Source organism: Mucilaginibacter aurantiaciroseus (genome assembly GCF_024055595.1).
Taxonomy (GTDB): Bacteria; Bacteroidota; Bacteroidia; order Sphingobacteriales; family Sphingobacteriaceae; genus Mucilaginibacter; species Mucilaginibacter aurantiaciroseus.
This window is the reverse complement of record NZ_JAMXOF010000002.1, coordinates 1,030,373-1,049,216: the sequence shown is the minus strand read 5'-3', so window position 1 is coordinate 1,049,216 and position 18,844 is coordinate 1,030,373. Positions and strand designations below refer to the sequence as shown.

Genomic DNA, 18,844 nt, shown 5'->3' with positions numbered 1-18,844 from the left:
TTAGAAAATCTCTCAACTAATAATTACCGTTAGGGAAAGGATTTATTATTTTAGCAATTAGTTATTAAGCCCCACAAAGATCGAATGGAAAAAGCTAAATATAAGTGTGACCTTGATACCTGTTTTTTATGTAAAACCTGTGTTGGTGACTGGAAACCTGCTATCGAATTGAATAAGCAAAACTACAGGGTTAAAAAGGGCCAGGATATTTTCAAGGAAGGCGACCCGGTAACGGGGATATATTTTGTTTATGAAGGATTTGTCAAGGTCCATAAAAAGTGGGATGATGAAAAGGATTTGATCATCAGGTTTGCCAAAAAGGGCGACATTTTAGGTCACCTCGGCTTAGAGGGTAATTTTATCTATCCCGTTACCGCAACCGCTCTGGATAAGGTAACCGTATGCTTCCTTCCGATGGATTTTTTTGAATCCTCCTTAAATATTAACCACGGGTTTGCTGTCAGGTTAATGCGTTTTTTTGCGGGTGAGCTCCAAAATTCAGAAAAGAGAATGCGTAATCTGGCCCATATGCCGGTTAAAGGTCGTGTTGCACAGGCTTTGATTACACTAAAAAAACAGTTTGGCGTAAATGAGGATAGGGTTATTAATATTGAATTGGCGAAACAAGATCTTGCTTCTTTTTCAGGTGCAGCCTATGAATCATTGTTTCGTACCATCAATGATCTGGTGGCCGATAATATCATATCAGTGGCAGGAAAAAGCATATCAATAAAAGATGATGGTAAGCTGTTACAATTGATTCAAAATAATGAGTATTAACTACATGCCATGCCATTAGGGAAAGGTAATATTAACTTAACATTAATCTATAAAGGCGAGAGTTATATCATCCATACTTATGCTAATGAATATTATAGCCTGATGACCCTGATTTCTGACCGGTTGGCAATCACGGGTTTTGGTTTATGCTGTGGCATGGGAAGTTGTGGTACTTGTAGTGTTGAGTTGGGCAATCAATACACTTCTATAACCAAACCTGTTTTATCTTGCGATATTCAAGTGAATGACGAGCTATCAAATAAGCATATCACAATCGCCGATCAGACTTATTGACAACGCCATTCAACTCCCGTTACCACAATACGAAGAAGAGGGTATTGAAATCATGGCCAAAAGCCGCAAGCACATTTTACTTGTAAAGGATAACCAGGAGCTGCGCACCTTCTTAAAACAGGCCTTTGAAAAACATTACCATGTATACGAGGCCGAAGACGGTAACGCTGGAATGCAAGTAGCGACCGAAAAGGTGCCAGACATTATCATTAGTGATGTAATGATGCCCGGGATGAATGGTATAGAGCTTTGTAAGCTTGTTAAAAATACTTTTGAAACAGTCACATCCCTTTTGTAATTCTATCTGCTAAAGACGCCTTAGATACCAAAATTGAAGAAATGGAATCGGGCGCCGACTTTTATTTTGCCAAACCTATAAGCGTAGACCTTTTGCTGCTTACTGTACACAATATTTTTGAGCAGGGCGAAAAGCTAAAACAACGGTACACTAACGATTACCTGGCCGAAGCTACCGAATTGGTACACTCCGAAAAGGACAAAGAGTTTTTTAATAAATTATTAAAAGTAATTGAAGATAACATTCAAGACCTGAACTTGGACGTCGATTTTCTATGCAAGCACCTGTATATAAGCCTTACCAAGCTCTATCAAAAAATAAAAGGTATATCAGCTAAGGCGGCTACGAGTTTGTTAAATTGCTCAAACTCTTTTTTCATATCGAGTTCGTCTGCAACAAGCCTTGCCTCGTCGCGCAAGCTGTTCAATCCATCTTCGCCCCTGATACGAACGATAGCATTCAATTTTTCTTCTATAGCTTCTTTAGATAGAACTTTTGAACTATCCTCTTTTTGTGTAGAAGATTGCATGTTTTCCAGATATGCCCTTGGTTCCTGGGAAACATATAATTCTTTGAAAAACGACGTATCACCATTAACAGGCCCTTTGCCTTTTAACGACCGGATCGTTATACCGGGCAATACCATATTTTTGGTGTATTTATAGGTGATGAAAATTTCGCCCGATAGCGAGGGCTTAAACTCTAACGCGCTGCGGTGGCTTAATAATGCCCCCGGATATTTATGGGCAAGTATTTTATACCAGTTTCTTTTGACCAGCACTTCGGGCTGTTCTGTCAGATTAGAAGTATAAATGCGTGGTGCTATCTTTTTGATCTTACCGGCTTTTTCCAGCCTGCTAATTTGTTGGGAAAGCGCCTTATCAGAACTTCCGAATAGGATCTCGTCTATGGTTGATTGTAGATTTTTTTCTATTAGCTGCTTTGACATATGCTGATGTGTAGATTTTTTTTTATTAAAACAAGATTTATGTAGAAAAAAATAGAATATATCATGTCTATGACCAACTAAACAAGTGCAGCAAGCAATGTTCGCCACTTATCAGTTATTCAAAAAAGAAACAGGTCTGTACAAGACCTGTTCCCGAAAGCTCAAATTAAACTTTCAGTTTCGGTTTACGCGACTGCTTTTTTTTAGCAACTCCTCCGTTGGCTGCTCCTTTTGTTTTAAACTTTTAGTGGCCTTCTGTTCTGGCTGCAAAACTCCTTCCCGTTTTATCTTTTTCATTTGATGGTCGTACAGGTCTACCGTTTTATATTGCGGATTGGCGGCCATAAAATACTTCTGCTCGGCGCCGTCACGGTCAACAGTAACCTGTTGGGCATTACCTTTTCTAAGGGAACGCATTAACTCCTCTTTACTTTTCGGGTCATCCAATTCCTTTATACCCTTGCCCGCAATTACTTTATCTATGTCATAGCCATAATTTTCATGGTAATGCTTGATCTTCTTATTGCCGTTATCGGTCAGATTCTTATCATCAAGCGTTAACCAGGCTTGGTATTTATGCCCTTCCAGGTTGTACAGTTGTTTGTGAACCGCCCTGCCTTCCATTAAATTAAAGGCTTCTTTAGCGGTGATCCCGCTACCTTTATTAATAAAAAATGATTGGTTCAAATCTTTGGCCGGATCATCCTTATGGCTGATCGACGCATCATATTTATTAAAGAAATACATATCATGATTATCCCCAGCCTTAAAATGAAGCGTATAATCAATGGTTTTCTGATTAAACTCATGTTGCATACCCAACTTAAATTCAGGTGTTTTCGCCTCCATTTCTTTGTCCAGATCGGCGTTTAATTTGTCGCCAAACCCCAGGTTCAGCAAGCTTTTTTTCAAAAATTCAGAATTTTGCTCGTTCATGATTACTTTGTTTTAAATTAATAACTACTGTTAATTGATTGGTTTGCAGCAAGAATATCCGCTGCTGCTGACGTAGCCGGATTGATCGTTTTTAGATCGTCCAGGTCTTTTTGTTTGATTTGAAGATAGAGGTGCCTATTACCGTTCCGCTCGTAGAGTTCAATATTCAATGCCTGATCTTCCGACAGGGAGAAACGATGGAAACCAAATACTTTAGCGACCTCCTTACTTTTTAATATGGTGGTGTGTTTATTCAGGTTTGAATAGATGGGAACTATTTCCTGCTCGTGGGTTGCCATCCGGGCAACCGTCTTTAAATCCCTGATATAAAAACGAATGAAATCGACATCGTAAGGCAGGTTTGAGCGGTTGCGAATATCCAGCCTGAAAAACACCTTGTTATTGGCAAGCGATAATTTGTTCACCCAGGCTTTAACACCTCCTGTTTTCTTATGGTCAACCACATCCAAGCGTTTGCCGGATGCAAGCAGGCTACCAATGGCCGCATAGTTACTCATTGGTGATCTGATAACGGTAATAACGGCACTGCTAACTCCAACTTCTATTCTCCGTCCAGCACGGCCAAAAGAATACTGTACTGCTACATGATAAACCTGATTGGTACTTTGATCTTGTATATTCAGCTTGACAGATTTAAAATCAGGGTTTAAGGCTTTTAGTGTTATTAAGCCGTCCTCAATTTGACGGATTTCAAAATCAGGTGGTGTTTTCCCAACGACTTTAACCGATGATTTGAAAAATAAGGCCGTTGTTTTATCCAGGCTAATATATGCGGTGTCCTGCGCATAGGAAACAGTCCCTATGGTGGCAAGAAATATACTGATGATTAATGTTTTCATGATGATCTGTTTAATTGTCTCTTTCGTTGCTATCCTTTAGCAATACTTCGTAACCTGCCTTAATTTTAACTTTGATCTGTTTTACTTTACGGCCAAAAAGCCCTTTAGCGGCTTCAATACCTACTCCGGCAGCTTGTGTGCCTACCGACTGATCCATTGACATCAATTGTACTGATTGGACTGCATCGCCCACACCGTTCTTAGCGGCATCCCTGCCAATAGAACCCGGCACGTATAAACCTTCCATGCCATCCAGGTCATATACGGACAGTGCAACCGGAAGAATACTGTTTAAGTAACGGATGCTCGCGATCTTAATGATCAGCCGTTCGTTATTCAATCCGCAAGTGCCATAAACAAAACTGCCTTTGGGGATCATCCGGCCATTAACATATATACCGTCCACTAAACGCAGTTTGACAACCGCGCCGCTTACCAATGTCTGATCTTGATGCACTACCGCCTGAATGGTATTTCCCGGTGCCTGCCCAGTATTTGCGGTATGATGTTTTTTACTTTTACCCCCACCGTCATAAGCAGCGTAGTTGACCGATGGCTGATCGTTTGATACTCCGTTATCATCTTCGTCCTCCTCTTTAGCGGCCATTACCGGATATGCCCGTTGACGATTTTTTAAAGATTGGCTACGTATACGGCTATTTTCATTCCCCGGATTTTGAATGTCATTGATCTGTTGCAACATTTGATTAAGCTGCCGCATTTCCGGGTCGTTGCCGCCGCTGTTCATTGTTTTCATCATCATTTCCAACCTTTTTACATCCGGCCCCGATTGCTGGTCATGTGTTCCGCCTCCAGTATATTGCGGTGCTTCCGGCTGGCTGATCTGACGGTTGATCTGCGCAAGCTTGGTTTGAATTTTTAACTCGTTGGCATCTGCCATATTTTGCGGGTCCGTAGTGGAAGTTTCGTTATGGTAGATAAAAAGGCGGCTGAGGGTATAAACTTCCTCTTCTGCTCCCAAATACAGATCTTTCACTGCTTTGGCGGAAAGCATTTTACCTTTAAGCTGTAGCTGCTTGTAGTTATTACTAATCGTATTACGGACCTCTCCCAAATAGTTGTTGATGGATTTAACTTCATCCTTATTGCCTTTAGCAGTTCCCTTCCCGCTATCCCAATTTTTGGGATCGACATTATGTTTGAGCGCAATGTAAGCCCTTTGCTTATTTACGGTTACGCATGCGTAAATGGGCTCTTTTCCGTCCCTGGCTTTGTCCGGGCGCGTGGTAAAATGGATACCGAATGACTGTGATGTTTGCATAAAATTTAATTTTTAAGTTTAAAATGCTCAATAAACACCCTGTTTTTAGGTAACAAAAAGGTAACACAGAATCGTCTAAAAAGACTGATTTAAAACAAACTTTTATCGCTGTAATTAACTGTATGTCAATTCATTGAATGGGTTTGTGTTACCTAAGTTAAATATTATAAACAGGTAGTCGGATAGGTAACGAGAACTTTGGCTTTCTTGACGGTTGTTGAGGGGAGAATAAATGAAAAAACCCTCTAAATCAGCGATTTAGAGGGTTTTCGAGGGTGGATAATTTCTACTTTGTGCGCCCACCTGGGCTCGAACCAGGGACCAAAAGATTATGAGTCTTCTACTCTAACCAACTGAGCTATAGGCGCAGAAAATATTTACTATTTTCGAGGCCGCAATATTACGTATTTGAATGCAATTACAAAAGCCAAAAATGAAAAATATTAAAAACTTTATATTCGATTACGGCAACGTTATCTTCACTATCGATTTCCGCAAGGCGCAGCAGGCCTTTAAGCAGTTGGGTATCAGCAACCCCGACGAATTTTTCGGCCATCGCCAGCAGGATCAGATTTTTGACAAGTTTGACCGCGGCGAAGTTAGTGCAGATGAGTTTAGGGCCTACGTAAAGGAAAAGATTGGTAATCCCGCCATTACCGACCAGCAAATTACCGACGCCTGGAACAGTCTTTTACTGGGCATCGCCCCTGGTAATCACGATCTGTTGTTGAAGTTCAAGGCTAAATATCGAACGTTTTTGCTGAGCAATATCAACGAAATTCATTATACATATATCATGAACTATCTAAAAACTGATTTTGGTTTTGATGATAACGAACACCTGTTCGAGCGTACCTATTACTCGCACCTGGTGGGCAAACGAAAACCGCAGATCGATTTTTTTAAGCAGGTACTGGCCGAGAATAATTTAAAGCCTGAAGAAACTTTGTTTATTGATGATAGTCCGCAACATTTAGAGGCCGCCAAAACCCTGGGCATCCAAACCTTTTTAATGACCGCGCCGGATACCTTAGCTGCATTTGCCAAGCGCGAACATTTAGTTTCGGTGGATACGGATGCGATAAGATATAAGTATTAAGTAAAAATATAACAGTCTGAAGTTGTCGAATACTTATTAGGATTGCAAATGGTTAGACAGGCTCACCATGAGACACTTTTTATTACTTACTTCTTCTCTTCTTCTCTTTAACAATTAAACTTAACTCCCTGCTCATTTGCCCGGCAATGGCGGTATTCTCCTGCGCACGGCGAAACAGGTATGGCAAAACGGCTTTGATAGGGCCGTAGGGAACGTATTTGGCAACGTTATAATTTGCGTTGGCAAGGTTAAAGCTAAGGTTATCGCTCATGCCCAGCAGCTGAGAGAAAAACACATGAGGGTTCTTGTGCTCAATTTGTTTCTCGTTCAGCAAGTTGGCAAGCAGGCGGCAGCTGTCTTCGTTATGGGTGCCGGCAACAATAGCAATATTGGCAATGTTATCGGCACAGTAAATAAGGGCGTCGTTATAGTCGCGGTCGGTAGCTTCTTTATTGAGTTGGATAGGCGACGGGTAACCTTTCTCTTCTGCACGTCGGCGTTCCTTTTCCATGTAAGCGCCACGTACAATTTTGGCACCCATTATAAAACCCTCGGTTTCGGCAACGGCATGGTCATGCACCAGTGAAGCCAGTTTATCGTGACGATACAACTGGTAGGTATTGTAAACAATAGCTTGTTCCTTATTAAAAAAGCGCATCATATTTAGCGCAAGGTTATCTATCGCTTTTTGGATCCAGCTTTCTTCGGCATCTATCATTACCGGTACACCCTCAGAATGGGCCATTTCGCAAATAGCCAATACCCTGTCCTGCATGGTTTGCCATTCAATCTGCTCATCAACACTTAGCTTTAGGCCATCATCCAGTTTCTCTAACAAGCCAAAACGGCCAACGCCGGTAATTTTAAATACCGTAAGCGGGATGCTTTTACTTTTTGATGCGGTGATGATGGTACGGATGATCTCGTCGCGGGTGTTATCGAACACCGATTCATCGTCTTCTCCCTCGATAGAATAATCGAGAATAGTACCTACGTCGCCATCAGCAAGGTTTTTAATGGTTTGGGTACACTCCGCAATGGTTTCGCCACCACAAAAATGTTTAAATATCGTCGCCTTGATCAGCCCTTTAATAGGCAAACCAATTTTAACCGCAAAATTGGTTATCGGCGGGCCTATCTTCACTAAAAAATTTACGTTGATAGCCTTAAACAGCCAGTAAGCGCGGTTAAGGTCGGTATTGGTAGAGTGGCTAAAAGCGATCTCGGTATTTTCGAAGGATAATTTATCGTTTGGAGTCATGTGTTTTTCAAGTTCATTATTAATAGTTCATCGCTCATAGCAGCTTCGTGCCGGGTGTAAAATCAAACACCATAAACCATCACCTATGAACTATCAACTCGTTAAAGTATTGTGCAAAATTATAAAATGATAACTCATTATCACACGAATAGTTTAATTTTGACGGCTATGATAGAATTTAAAGTTGAGGGCGACTATATCCCCATGATACAATTGCTAAAAGCGACAGGTTTGGTGCAAACCGGCGGCGAAGCGCAGATAGTTGTTGAACACGGCGAAGTTATCTACAACGGCGAGGTAGACTACCGCAAACGCCTTAAAGTAAAACAGGGCGACCTGGTTGAATTTAGAGGCCAAAAGATCAAGATCACGTAATGAATAACATACAGAGCGACGGATACGTCGTATATTTTAAAGATAGCCTTACCGAACTGCGTAACTTTGTAGAGCTGGGTAATTACTCCAGGGCTTTTATCCTTACCGACGAGCATACCACCGAATATTGCCTGCCCATAGTTAAAGAATACCTGGACGAACTGGATAACTTTGACCTGATTGAGGTTAACGCCGGCGAGGAAAGTAAAACCATTGATTTTTGCATAGGCATATGGAATACCCTGATCGATTTTGGTGCCGACCGCAAAGCGCTGATGATTAACCTTGGTGGCGGTGTAATTACCGATATGGGTGGCTTTGTGGCCTCTACCTACAAACGCGGGATAGATTTTGTACAGGTACCCACTACCCTGTTATCACAAGTTGATGCATCTGTTGGTGGTAAAACCGGTGTGGATATGGATGCGGTTAAAAATATTATCGGCACGTTCACCCAGCCAAAAGCGGTGTTTATGCACGTCAACTTTTTAGAAACCCTGCCCCCACGCCAGATCCTTTCCGGCTTGGCCGAAATGTTAAAGCACGGGCTGATCATAGATGCCAAGTACTGGGATCAGCTAAAAGTTAGCGACCTGAGCTTACCATCTGATGAGTTAGTGCATCGCTCGGTAGCCATAAAGAACGAAGTGGTTATTGAAGACCCGCAAGAAAAAGGCATCCGCAAAGCGCTAAACTTTGGGCATACTGTTGGGCATGCGGTGGAAACTTATTCGCTGATGAATGATAAAGATCCGCTGTCGCATGGCGAAGCAATTGCCATTGGGATGATCTGCGAAAGCTGGCTATCTAACAAAAAGATCGGTCTGCCGGATAGCGAATTATTGGAAATTACCAAAGTGCTTATTCACCTTTATCCGCGTTACAAAGTACAGGAAGATACCTTCCCTACTTTGTTAGAACACATGCAAAAGGACAAAAAGAACCAAAACGGGCAAATAAATTGCACTTTGCTGAAACATATTGGCGAATACAGTATTGATAATATCTGCACAGAGGACGAGCTTTGTGAAAGTTTAAGATATTACGCAACACTGTAAATGCCTTCTATAAATCCACGTTCCTAAGCTGTAATAATATTGGTGAGTTTGCTTGTGCTGCTCGCCCTTGCCGAAATGTGGTTTAGCTACCGCGAAAACAAGCATGACTACGAAAAGCGAGATACGCTTACCAATATTTATTTAACCACGCTTGCCTTTTTGCAAAACCTGGTAATTACCGGCAGCACATTCCTGATCCTCAACTACACTTATCAATTCAGGCTTTTTTAGATCCGCAACAGCTTTTTGTATTAGTTTGTGCTGGTTGTAATGCAGGTTTTTTTATACTGGGTGCTCCACTACACCAGGCACTATTGCCGCCTGTTTTGGGCGATGCACGTCCGCACTACTCTTCCCGGCATTTTAACTTTACAACAGCTTTCCGTTCCACAGTGTTTGAGCCGCATTACAGGCCTGGCAATTTTCATCCTCAAAGAAACTTACGAATTACCTAAAAGCCTGAGCAAGGAAGATGAAGTAAAAATGCCCCCCGCTATGGTTAAAAGGATGACGGCAGCCGCCCGCTTAAACTTGTACAATAAACAAACCGGCTTAATTGAAAGCGGCAAGGATAAACAGGTCTCGTACACGACGCGGATCTGGATGGTGCTTGGCGGTGTGCTCACCAAAACCGAAGGCCAAAAAGTATTGACTAAAGTAACCCGGACCAAAGGTGCAATATATCCCGGTGGCCCGTTTCAGTACCACTATAATATACAGGCGCTAATCAACACCGGGTTAAGGGGTAAAGCAAAAGAAACGGTAGCTACCTACAGGGGCGGCATGGTGAATAAAGGTGCTGATACCTTTTGGGATGTGTATGACTTCAACGACGAGTTTTTATCGCCTTACCCCTTTTACCCGATAAGTAGCTATTGCCACGCCTAAAGCTGTACGCCGGTTTACTTCATCCGCAAGTACCCAGAAATTTTCCAGACTGGCAAATAGCCGTTTTTACAAAATAAAATTCTGTTCGCTATATTTATTTTACAAAAAATAAAATTATCTATTGACAAAATGAATTTTACTTGTACATTTACAACATCAACAACAACATGAAATTACAAGCTACATATTTTTATGGTTTCTATTTTTACTTTAGCAGTAAGAACCGGGACTGATATGTACTAACAAAACATACAAAACTTTAAAAAGTCCCGGCCCTAAAAGCCGGGATTTTTTGCTTTATAACATTTAGCACATTTTATTAAATCTGTTATGAAAAAGACCGAGCAAATAATTAGGGATTACGTAAACGCCTATAATAACTTTGATATCGACGGTATGCTTAAAGATATTGATCCTTCTATATTATTTAAAAACATTTCGGGTGGAAAAACGGATATGACATTGAACGGGATTGACGAATTAAGGCAACAGGCCCTGCAAGCTAAAAATTTATTTAGCAGCCGTAATCAAACTATTACATCAATTAAATATGCTGATAACGAAGCTACTTTTGAAATTGATTATCATGCGGTTTTAGCTATAGACCTACCAAATGGATTGAAAAGTGGCAGCGAACTAAACCTGAAAGGCAGGTCAGAATTTAAGTTTGCAGGGGATAAAATTATTGAAATAACAGATATTAGCTAACAGCAAACAGACACATTTAAACTAATATCCCTTTTCAGAGATATATAACATTTTATGAAAACCGAGAAACCAAGAGTTGCCATACAAGGGATCCGCGCCTCGTTCCACGAAGAGGCTGCATTCAAATATTTTGGGGAAGAGATTGAGACCATTGAGTGCAACTCTTTTAAGCAAACGTTTGAAGCTTTGCAGAATAAAGAGGCCGATTACGTGGTGATGGCCATAGAAAACAGCATAGCCGGCAGCATCCTGCCAAACTACTCGCTAATGATGGGATACAGTTTCCCGGTTGTGGGCGAAGTTTATGTGCCGATACAACTACACCTAATGGCTTTGCCGGGCGTACGGTTCGAGAATATCAAATACGTAACCTCTCACCCTATCGCTATTCGCCAGTGTATTGATTTTTTTGACGAATACCCGCACCTCAAAATTGTGGAAAGCAACGATACCGCCGCCTGTGCAAAACGCATCCGCGATGAGCAGCTGACCGATACCGTTGCCATAGCCAATACTTTAGCCGCGCAGCTATACGGCCTGGATGTGTTAGAGCGCCGTATAGAATCGAACAAATTGAACTTTACCCGTTTCCTGATCCTCACCACGCATGAAAATGCCAAGAAAAAGGGCACACCAAATAAAGCGTCGCTATGCTTCCAGGTAACTAACCAGGTGGGTGCATTGGCAAAGGTGCTAAACATCTTTGCGCAGGAAGAGGTTAACATGAGCAAAATTCAAAGCATGCCGGTTTTAGGCAAGCGTAACGAATACAACTTTTATGTAGACATAGAGTGGGACGAAAGCAAACAATATGATAACGCCATTCGCCAGATCTTAAAATATACACACAACTTTAACATACTGGGCGAGTATCAGCGCTACGAGGAAGATACTACGCCAAAGCCATTAAAGGCCGAGCGACCAAGGCGATATATCAGCATAAAAAAACTAAATGAACAGAAGGATGAGTGATGTAAAGTCAGAAGTCTTTAGTCGGGAAGACCGAAAGACGAAAAAAACAGAAACAGAAATACAATATTAAAATAACAAATAAGTAAAATTTAAAAAGCATCTTCCGGACTTACCGACTTCCGGACTAACAAACAAGAACATGAAACACAATTTAAACATACAGCCCCTTAATACCTGGATCAATCAATCGGGTAAAGCACCTTTGGTTATTGCCGGCCCATGCAGCGCCGAAACCGAAGACCAGTTAGTAGCAACCGCGCATTTATTAGCCAAAACAGGCAAAGTAAGCGCCCTGCGTGCCGGTATCTGGAAACCACGTACCCGCCCCGGAGAGTTTGAAGGCATTGGCAGCATTGGTTTAGAGTGGTTAAAACGCGCTAAAGAAGAAACCGGCTTGCCAACCGCTGTAGAGGTTGCTACCGCTAAACACGTAGAAGAAGCTTTAAAAGCTGGTGTAGACATCCTTTGGGTTGGTGCGCGTTCCACAGTTAACCCTTTCACCGTACAGGAAATTGCTGATGCTTTGCGCGGTGTTGATGTACCCGTAATGGTTAAAAACCCGGTTAACCCCGATCTTTCTTTATGGGTTGGCGCGTTAGAGCGTATTAATAACGCGGGGATCACTAAATTGGCAGCTATTCACCGTGGTTTCTCATCTTACGAAAAATCAGCTTTCCGTAACGAACCGATGTGGGATATCGCGATAGCATTAAAAACATTGGCACCAAACCTGCCTATTATTAACGACCCTAGCCACATTACCGGTAACCGCGACCTGATTGGTTACATTTCTCAAAAAGCGCTTGACCTTGATATGCAGGGCCTGATGATAGAATCGCACATTGACCCTACCGTTGCCTGGACAGATGCTGCGCAACAGGTTACCCCTGCTGCTTTGTATGACATTATTGAACACTTAGCTTTACGTAAACCGGAAGTTAAAGGCGCTGAACTGAACGACAAATTAACCGAACTGCGTAACCAGATCGATAAAATTGACGACCTGGTGATCCAGAAAATGGCCGAGCGTATGAAAATTGTGGAGAAGATAGGTAACTACAAAAAAGACAACAACATCACCATTTTACAGGTAAACCGTTGGGACGAGATCTTACACAAACGTACCTCTTACGCGAAAGCTTTACAGTTAAGCACCGAGTTTACCGAGAAATTGCTTGAGCTAATGCACAGCGAATCTATCCGTAAACAAACCGAGATCATGAACGCGGGCCAGGAAACTGCACCGGCAGAAAAATTAACACACGCGTAGCCTCAAGCCCCACCCAAACCCCTCCGCTGGTTAGCGGAAGGGCTTTAGAACCTTTTTGAAGACTCCCCCTACCGGGAGAGATTTAGAAGGGGCTTATTTAGATGGGGCTACTTATATTATTATGGCAAAACATAACATCATACTTACCAAACAAGGCAAAACGGTAAAGGGTACGGTACAACTCACGGGTTCAAAAAGTGAGTGTAACCGCGCCTTAATTATCGGGGCGCTAAGCGAGGGTAAGGTTAAGGTCGAGAATATGTCGGATGCTGCGGATGCAGTGACGCTTGCCGGGATTCTTCGCGAGTTAGCAGACGGCAGTAAGCAGTTGGCAGTGGCCGGTGCGGATAAATCCGAAATCGAACATCCTAAATCCGAAATCAATATAGGACCTGCCGGTACAGCTATGCGTTTTTTAACGGCATATCTGCCGTTGCAAGGCAAAGAGATAACCCTTACCGGTTCCGTGAGGATGCAGCAGCGCCCAATTGGCATATTGGTAGATGCCATGCGTAAACTGGGTGCCGAGATCGATTACGTGAACAACGAAGGCTACCCTCCTATTAAAATTCACCGTGGGTTTCAGCAAAAAACAGATCGCATCAGCATTAAGGGAGATATCAGCAGTCAGTACATTACCGCGCTGTTGCTTATCGCGTCGAGCTTGCCGCAGGGTTTAAGTTTAGAGATCGAGGGCGAGTTAACCTCCCGCCCGTATGTAGAGATGACCTTAGCAATGCTAAAACAGGCGGGCATCCAGCATAGCTGGACCGATCATGTCATCAGCATCCAAAATCAACCTTTTGCAGAAACAGCGCTATTGGTTGAGCCTGACTGGAGCGCGGCATCGTACTGGTACGCCATTGCCGCTTTAAGCGACGAGGCGGAACTTTTCCTGCCGGGATTAACATCATACAGCCTGCAGGGCGATAGCGTAATTACCGAGCTGATGGCAAACTTTGGCATCACATCGGTATTCAAAGATGGCGGCGTGTATTTAACCAAAGAGCCCAAGCCGATCTTCCGTAAGATCTTTGATCTAAAGGAGTGTCCGGACCTGGCGCAAACCGTTATTGTGGTATGCGCGGCACTTGGCCACGATGCAAGCTTTACCGGCCTCGAAACTTTAAAAATTAAAGAAACCGACCGCATCCTGGCCCTGCAAACCGAACTGGCAAAAATTGGCGTTAAGCTCATAGAAAAAGGGCAGGTTTATAAACTGGATACCAGTGAAAAACAAATTCCGCAGCGTATGTTTGTAAACACGTACGACGATCACCGCATGGCGATGGCTTTTGCACCGCTGGCAATCCTAATTCCCGAACTGGAAATTGAGGATGCCGACGTGGTAGAAAAATCATACCCGGCGTTTTGGAAAGATCTGGTAAATGCGGGGTTTGAAGTGGTTCAACCCTCCCCGAAGGGAGGACTTTAAGAAATAACATTGATAAACAATTTAAATAAAGTTTCTCCGCTAACCAGCGGAGGAGATTTAGAGGGGGCTTATGGCAGGTAATTCATTCGGTCAATTATTCAGGATCACAACATTTGGCGAATCGCATGGCGTAGCTATAGGCGTAATTATCGACGGCTGCCCCGCCGGGCTCGATGTAGACCTGGAGTACATACAGGGCGAACTGGATAAGCGCAAACCGGGCCAGTCTAAGATCACCACGCAACGTAAAGAGAGCGATGTGGTGCAGATCCTGTCGGGCACGTTCGAGGGTAAAACCACGGGTACCCCTATCGCCATGATCATCCCTAACGAAGATCAGCGCTCTAAAGATTACGGCCACAATGTGGATGTTTTCCGCCCATCACATGCCGATTATACCTATGCCACCAAATACGGCATCCGCGATCATCGTGGGGGTGGCCGTTCATCGGCACGCGAAACCGCCGCAAGGGTAGCTGCGGGCGCCTTAGCCAAGCTTTTATTGAAGACGCAGGGCATAGAGGTGCTGGCGCATGTAAGCAGCGTAGGCACCATTAACGCGCCAAATGTGTTTATCGATAGCGCGGCAGAATTTTTAGAGACCCGCGAACAAAACATCGTGCGTTGTGCCGACCCGGCCACTGCCGTAGAAATGATAGAATTTATCGACAGCATCCGCAAGGAAGGCGACACCGTTGGTGGCAAAGTTAGCTGCCACATCATCGGTGCACCCGTTGGCCTTGGCGACCCGGTGTTCGACAAGCTACACGCCGACTTGGGCAAAGCCATGCTGAGCATCAACGCCGTACACGGTTTTGAATTTGGTTCGGGTTTCAGCGGCAGCGAAATGCGCGGATCAGAACATAACGACATTTTTGTAAAGGATGCGCAAGGCAAGGTTGGTACCCGCACTAATTTTTCGGGCGGCATCCAGGGGGGCATCAGCAATGGTATGCCCATAGAGTTTAAGGTAGCCTTTAAGCCCGTTGCCACCATTATGCATAACCAGCAAACCATTGATGGTGAAGGCAACGCCGCCGAAATTACCGGCAAAGGCCGCCACGACCCTTGTGTGGTGCCTCGTGCAGTACCCATTGTAGAAGCCATGGCAGCATTGGTTTTAGCAGATCATTGGCTGAGGAACAGGGTTTCAAAGTTGTAAAGGTGTGCCAATTACCGGTCTAAGTTTTCATGTTAAACCAGTGATATATTTTAAGAAGTGAACTCAAAGAAAAGGACACGCAATCAACTATAATATGCATTATCCAGTAAATCATGAGCAGTTTACAACCGATGTTGAATATTACTCCGAGGTTATTGATTTACATAAAAGAGCCGAAAATTACTTGTTAGGATTTAAATGGTGCAAAAAAATAAATAGCAGTAGTTTATACACTAACCTCGGATCGAAGCTATGTATATTTCTTTTTGAAATAGATAATTTGGCCAGTAGAGAAGATAATATGTTGTGGATAATTACTGGTGATATTCCTTCAATGTATTTAGATATATATGGGCCTAAATCGACGAGGGAAGTTTTAAGGACATATGTGGAATTAGCAGAAGCTTGGATAGAGCATATAAAATCAGGAAAGTCTGTTGATGAGTGCTATCCTTTTAATGCTGAGCCTACAAATCAAGTAGCGAACTTGTTAAAGAATAAAATAACTTTTGTAAAAAATGTAGTCATCGAAAATATTGAAGACGTTTACTTAAAGGTTTAATTATACCGTGTTATAAAAAAAGCGCTCCAAATCTAAGTTTTCAACTTAGACCAGTGTTAGCCCAGTGTTAGCTGTTTTTTACATTTAGTGCATACACCCTAAAACCCATAACACTATTTTTGTAAGTCAACCAACTAAACCTGTATCGTGTCAATAATCCACCTATACAAAAAAGCTTACAGCGGTTTATCGTTAAACAGCTGGTACTTAAGCGTGGTGATGTTCATTAACCGCAGCGGTACTATGGTTGTGCCATTCCTCAGTATTTACTGCATCAACCAGCTTGGTTTTAATGTGATTCAAGCGGGCTACGTAATGGCTTTATTTGGTGTGGGTGCTATACTCGGCGCATTCATCGGCGGCAAGCTTACCGATAGGTTTGGCTTTTACGACCTGCAGGTTTTTACCCTGATCAGCGGCGGAATCATGTTTATTATTTTAGGTTACCAGCGCACGTTTTTGTCGCTGGCAATTGGTACCTTTGTATTAAGCTTTTGCAGCGAGGCATTCCGCCCTGCAAACTCCACAGCAATAGCGCATTACAGCTCCCCCGAAAACAAGACCCGCTCTTATTCATTAAACCGACTGGCGGTAAACCTTGGCTGGGCGTTTGGCGGCGGGTTAGGCGGTTATTTAGCATCTATTAATTATCATTTACTGTTTTGGGTAGATGGCTGCACCAACATTTTGGCGGCGTTGATGCTATTAAAATTGATGCCCCGTGCGGCTATCAAAAGATCGGAAGTTAAACCCGTAGCCATCGGCCCGGTATCATCGGCTTATAAGGATACCACTTACCTTTGGTTTATTTTTCTGTCTACCCTATTTGGCTTGTGCTTTTTCCAGTTCTTTATAATGCAGCCTGTATTCTACAAGTTAAGCTGGCACCTTGATGAACGTTTGATAGGCGCGCTGCTGGCGCTAAATGGATTAATTATCGTGGCTATCGAGATGGTGCTCATCAATTACCTCGAAGGCAAAAGGCATGCCTTAACGTACATTGTTTGGGGGGTATTGATAACCGGTTTTGGTTTTGCATTGCTCAATATTTTACCACCGGGTGTAGCAACGGCTGTACTGGTGGTGGTACTGGTTACCTTGGGCGAGATCATGAGTATGCCCTTTATGAACAGCTTTTGGATAGCCCGTACCAATAACTATAACCGTGGCGAGTACGCTGCGTTGTATACCATGTCGTGGTCGGCGGCGCAGGTATTTGCCCCTGCATTGGGCAGCCAGGTGATCAATTATGGCGGCTTTGCATCCCTGTGGTGGTTGTTGGGCATTTTATCGGCTTTAGCGGCATTGGGTTACTATTTACTTTATCGCAATGGCAACAAAACCGCTATTGAAACAGTTCCTGCCCAAGATATTGCCGCACTGCCCGAACAATTACCTTAAATTACACCCATGAAACGCGTTTTAATTTTAGACCTCGATAATACCATCTATCCTGTCCTTTCCATTGCCGACCATCTTTTTGGCAAGCTATTTAAACTGATAGACGAGAACCTTGGCGAGGCCGACAGGCAAGCCGCCGAAAAGGCAAAGCACGAACTTACCCGCCGCCCCTACCAGCACGTGGCAAATGAATTTGGTTTTAGTAAAGAACTGAAAGAGCAGGGCATGCAAATGCTGCGCCAATGCACTTATGACGAGCCGATGTTTGCTTATGAGGAGTATAACCAGCTAAAGCAAATCCCGATTGATAAATACCTGGTAACAACCGGCTTTACCAAACTGCAAATGAGCAAAGTAAAAATGCTAAACATCGCCGCCGATTTTAAACAGGTTTATGTAGTCGACCCCGATCAATCCACTCTTACCAAGAAAGATATTTTCCAAAAAATAATGGATGAGAATGGTTATTCGGTTGAGGACGTATTAGTAATTGGCGACGATCCAAAATCCGAAATTAAGGCTGCCATCGAATTAGGCATCGACACCTTCCTTTTCGACCCGACAGACAAATACACCAACGAAAATGCAACCTACCACGCCCGCAATTACCATGATGTTGCCGAGATTGTGACGAAGTAAAGGAACGGTCGCCTAAAAACCATATTCAACCATTTGCGCGGTGATTAGGGGCCGTTTTTTGGTGAAAAAAAGTCGGTTTTAGGTCGTGATTTTACCGAGATTTCAACACCGCCACCGTTACAATCAATTGGCCCAAATGCCTCATGGTATGTTCGGCGCTATGGGTGTAAAGCCCGATGATTGTAGATGGCAATTGCGCCCTGCCAACCCCCCTAAAGTCGGTTAATGTAGTTTCATCAACATTACTTAATTGGGTCAGCGCTTCATCAACTTGTTTTTTAAAAACCTCCACTAATTCAATGGCATTGTATATCTTAGTAGTCGGTTTTCCTTCGGTGGATAGGTAGCTGAGTTGCTCTTCATTTAAAGCTTCGGCACGGGCATAAGTAAAAAGCCTATCCAAAACACCGGTCAAATGCTGCAAATGGAAACCCGGAGAGGCCATACCGGCAACTTTGTTCCACAATAGTTCGTCAGGGAAAGCTATCATTAAAGCATTCAATTCCTCCCGGGCCTGTAACAAAGCATATGCAACCGGCTGTAACAAAGCGGGTATATCACTTAACGGGCCTCGCAGCCAAAACTCGGGGAGCTTATTGTTCGCCATAAACAAAT

Annotated in this window: 21 protein-coding genes and 1 tRNA gene; 15 read left to right on the top strand and 7 right to left on the bottom strand. The window is 43.2% G+C overall.

All coding sequences use genetic code 11. The annotated features are described in order from the left end of the window. Window positions 1-84: 84 nt before the first annotated feature. Both NAF17_RS13055 and NAF17_RS13050 read left to right on the top strand, forming a co-directional pair. A complete protein-coding gene (locus tag NAF17_RS13055) occupies window positions 85-780 on the top strand; it encodes a Crp/Fnr family transcriptional regulator (RefSeq protein ID WP_252758431.1) in 696 nt (231 codons plus the stop codon). A gap of 244 nt (window positions 781-1,024) precedes the next feature. Then, complete coding sequence (locus NAF17_RS13050) at window positions 1,025-1,372, top strand: response regulator transcription factor (RefSeq protein ID WP_252758430.1); 348 nt, start codon at window positions 1,025-1,027, stop codon at window positions 1,370-1,372. A gap of 310 nt (window positions 1,373-1,682) precedes the next feature. On the opposite strand, the gene NAF17_RS13045 is transcribed toward NAF17_RS13050, so the two are convergent. From NAF17_RS13045 to NAF17_RS13025, 5 genes are all read right to left on the bottom strand, one after another. Next, the gene (locus NAF17_RS13045) at window positions 1,683-2,321 is read right to left on the bottom strand and encodes a hypothetical protein (RefSeq protein ID WP_252758429.1); all 639 of its coding nucleotides are present in this window, start codon (window positions 2,319-2,321) and stop codon (window positions 1,683-1,685) included. A gap of 174 nt (window positions 2,322-2,495) precedes the next feature. After that, complete coding sequence (locus NAF17_RS13040) at window positions 2,496-3,257, bottom strand: hypothetical protein (protein ID WP_252758428.1); 762 nt, start codon at window positions 3,255-3,257, stop codon at window positions 2,496-2,498. Between the two features lie 17 nt (window positions 3,258-3,274). Continuing rightward, on the bottom strand, window positions 3,275-4,117 hold the full coding sequence (locus tag NAF17_RS13035; RefSeq protein ID WP_252758427.1) for a DUF4138 domain-containing protein: 843 nt from the start codon (window positions 4,115-4,117) through the stop codon (window positions 3,275-3,277). A gap of 10 nt (window positions 4,118-4,127) precedes the next feature. Continuing rightward, window positions 4,128-5,399: a conjugative transposon protein TraM gene (traM, locus tag NAF17_RS13030; RefSeq protein ID WP_252758426.1), complete on the bottom strand. Its 1,272-nt coding sequence runs from the start codon at window positions 5,397-5,399 to the stop codon at window positions 4,128-4,130. Window positions 5,400-5,693: 294 nt separating this feature from the next. Further along, window positions 5,694-5,767 (bottom strand) — tRNA-Ile (locus NAF17_RS13025). Window positions 5,768-5,832: 65 nt separating this feature from the next. Between NAF17_RS13025 and NAF17_RS13020 the strand changes: the two genes are divergently transcribed. Continuing rightward, the gene (locus tag NAF17_RS13020; protein WP_252758425.1) at window positions 5,833-6,498 is read left to right on the top strand and encodes an HAD family hydrolase; all 666 of its coding nucleotides are present in this window, start codon (window positions 5,833-5,835) and stop codon (window positions 6,496-6,498) included. 82 nt (window positions 6,499-6,580) lie between these two features. Here NAF17_RS13020 and NAF17_RS13015 read toward each other — a convergent pair whose 3' ends face one another. After that, a complete protein-coding gene (locus tag NAF17_RS13015) occupies window positions 6,581-7,759 on the bottom strand; it encodes a proline dehydrogenase family protein (RefSeq protein ID WP_252758424.1) in 1,179 nt (392 codons plus the stop codon). 168 nt (window positions 7,760-7,927) lie between these two features. Between NAF17_RS13015 and NAF17_RS13010 the strand changes: the two genes are divergently transcribed. The 12 genes from NAF17_RS13010 (at window position 7,928) to NAF17_RS12955 (ending at window position 18,229) form a co-directional block, all read left to right on the top strand. Then, window positions 7,928-8,134 (top strand): RNA-binding S4 domain-containing protein, encoded by a 207-nt coding sequence (locus tag NAF17_RS13010; protein WP_252758423.1) that lies wholly within the window; start codon window positions 7,928-7,930, stop codon window positions 8,132-8,134. Next, window positions 8,134-9,192: a 3-dehydroquinate synthase gene (gene aroB, locus NAF17_RS13005; protein ID WP_252758422.1), complete on the top strand. Its 1,059-nt coding sequence runs from the start codon at window positions 8,134-8,136 to the stop codon at window positions 9,190-9,192. Before NAF17_RS13010 ends, aroB begins: the two co-directional genes overlap by 1 nt. Before the next feature lie 48 nt (window positions 9,193-9,240). Then, window positions 9,241-9,423, top strand: a complete 183-nt coding sequence (locus tag NAF17_RS13000) for a hypothetical protein (RefSeq protein ID WP_252758421.1) — start codon at window positions 9,241-9,243, stop codon at window positions 9,421-9,423. Between the two features lie 39 nt (window positions 9,424-9,462). Continuing rightward, window positions 9,463-10,080, top strand: a complete 618-nt coding sequence (locus NAF17_RS12995; protein WP_252758420.1) for a hypothetical protein — start codon at window positions 9,463-9,465, stop codon at window positions 10,078-10,080. Window positions 10,081-10,410: 330 nt separating this feature from the next. Further along, window positions 10,411-10,788, top strand: coding sequence for a nuclear transport factor 2 family protein (locus NAF17_RS12990; protein ID WP_252758419.1), 378 nt, complete (start codon window positions 10,411-10,413; stop codon window positions 10,786-10,788). Between the two features lie 54 nt (window positions 10,789-10,842). Then, window positions 10,843-11,760: a prephenate dehydratase gene (locus tag NAF17_RS12985; RefSeq protein ID WP_252758418.1), complete on the top strand. Its 918-nt coding sequence runs from the start codon at window positions 10,843-10,845 to the stop codon at window positions 11,758-11,760. A 139-nt stretch (window positions 11,761-11,899) separates the two neighbouring features. Continuing rightward, window positions 11,900-13,030, top strand: a complete 1,131-nt coding sequence (locus NAF17_RS12980) for a chorismate mutase (protein ID WP_252758417.1) — start codon at window positions 11,900-11,902, stop codon at window positions 13,028-13,030. 121 nt (window positions 13,031-13,151) lie between these two features. Then, window positions 13,152-14,465 carry a 3-phosphoshikimate 1-carboxyvinyltransferase gene (gene aroA, locus NAF17_RS12975; protein ID WP_252758416.1) on the top strand — a complete coding sequence of 438 codons (1,314 nt, stop codon included), beginning with the start codon at window positions 13,152-13,154 and terminating at the stop codon, window positions 14,463-14,465. Between the two features lie 70 nt (window positions 14,466-14,535). Further along, the gene (gene aroC / locus NAF17_RS12970) at window positions 14,536-15,627 is read left to right on the top strand and encodes a chorismate synthase (RefSeq protein WP_252758415.1); all 1,092 of its coding nucleotides are present in this window, start codon (window positions 14,536-14,538) and stop codon (window positions 15,625-15,627) included. A 94-nt stretch (window positions 15,628-15,721) separates the two neighbouring features. Then, complete coding sequence (locus NAF17_RS12965) at window positions 15,722-16,189, top strand: hypothetical protein (protein WP_252758414.1); 468 nt, start codon at window positions 15,722-15,724, stop codon at window positions 16,187-16,189. Between the two features lie 147 nt (window positions 16,190-16,336). After that, window positions 16,337-17,590, top strand: a complete 1,254-nt coding sequence (locus NAF17_RS12960) for an MFS transporter (RefSeq protein WP_252758413.1) — start codon at window positions 16,337-16,339, stop codon at window positions 17,588-17,590. A gap of 9 nt (window positions 17,591-17,599) precedes the next feature. Next, the gene (locus NAF17_RS12955) at window positions 17,600-18,229 is read left to right on the top strand and encodes an HAD family hydrolase (protein WP_252758412.1); all 630 of its coding nucleotides are present in this window, start codon (window positions 17,600-17,602) and stop codon (window positions 18,227-18,229) included. A gap of 91 nt (window positions 18,230-18,320) precedes the next feature. Here NAF17_RS12955 and NAF17_RS12950 read toward each other — a convergent pair whose 3' ends face one another. Next, window positions 18,321-18,836: a DinB family protein gene (locus NAF17_RS12950; protein WP_252758411.1), complete on the bottom strand. Its 516-nt coding sequence runs from the start codon at window positions 18,834-18,836 to the stop codon at window positions 18,321-18,323. Window positions 18,837-18,844 lie beyond the last annotated feature (8 nt).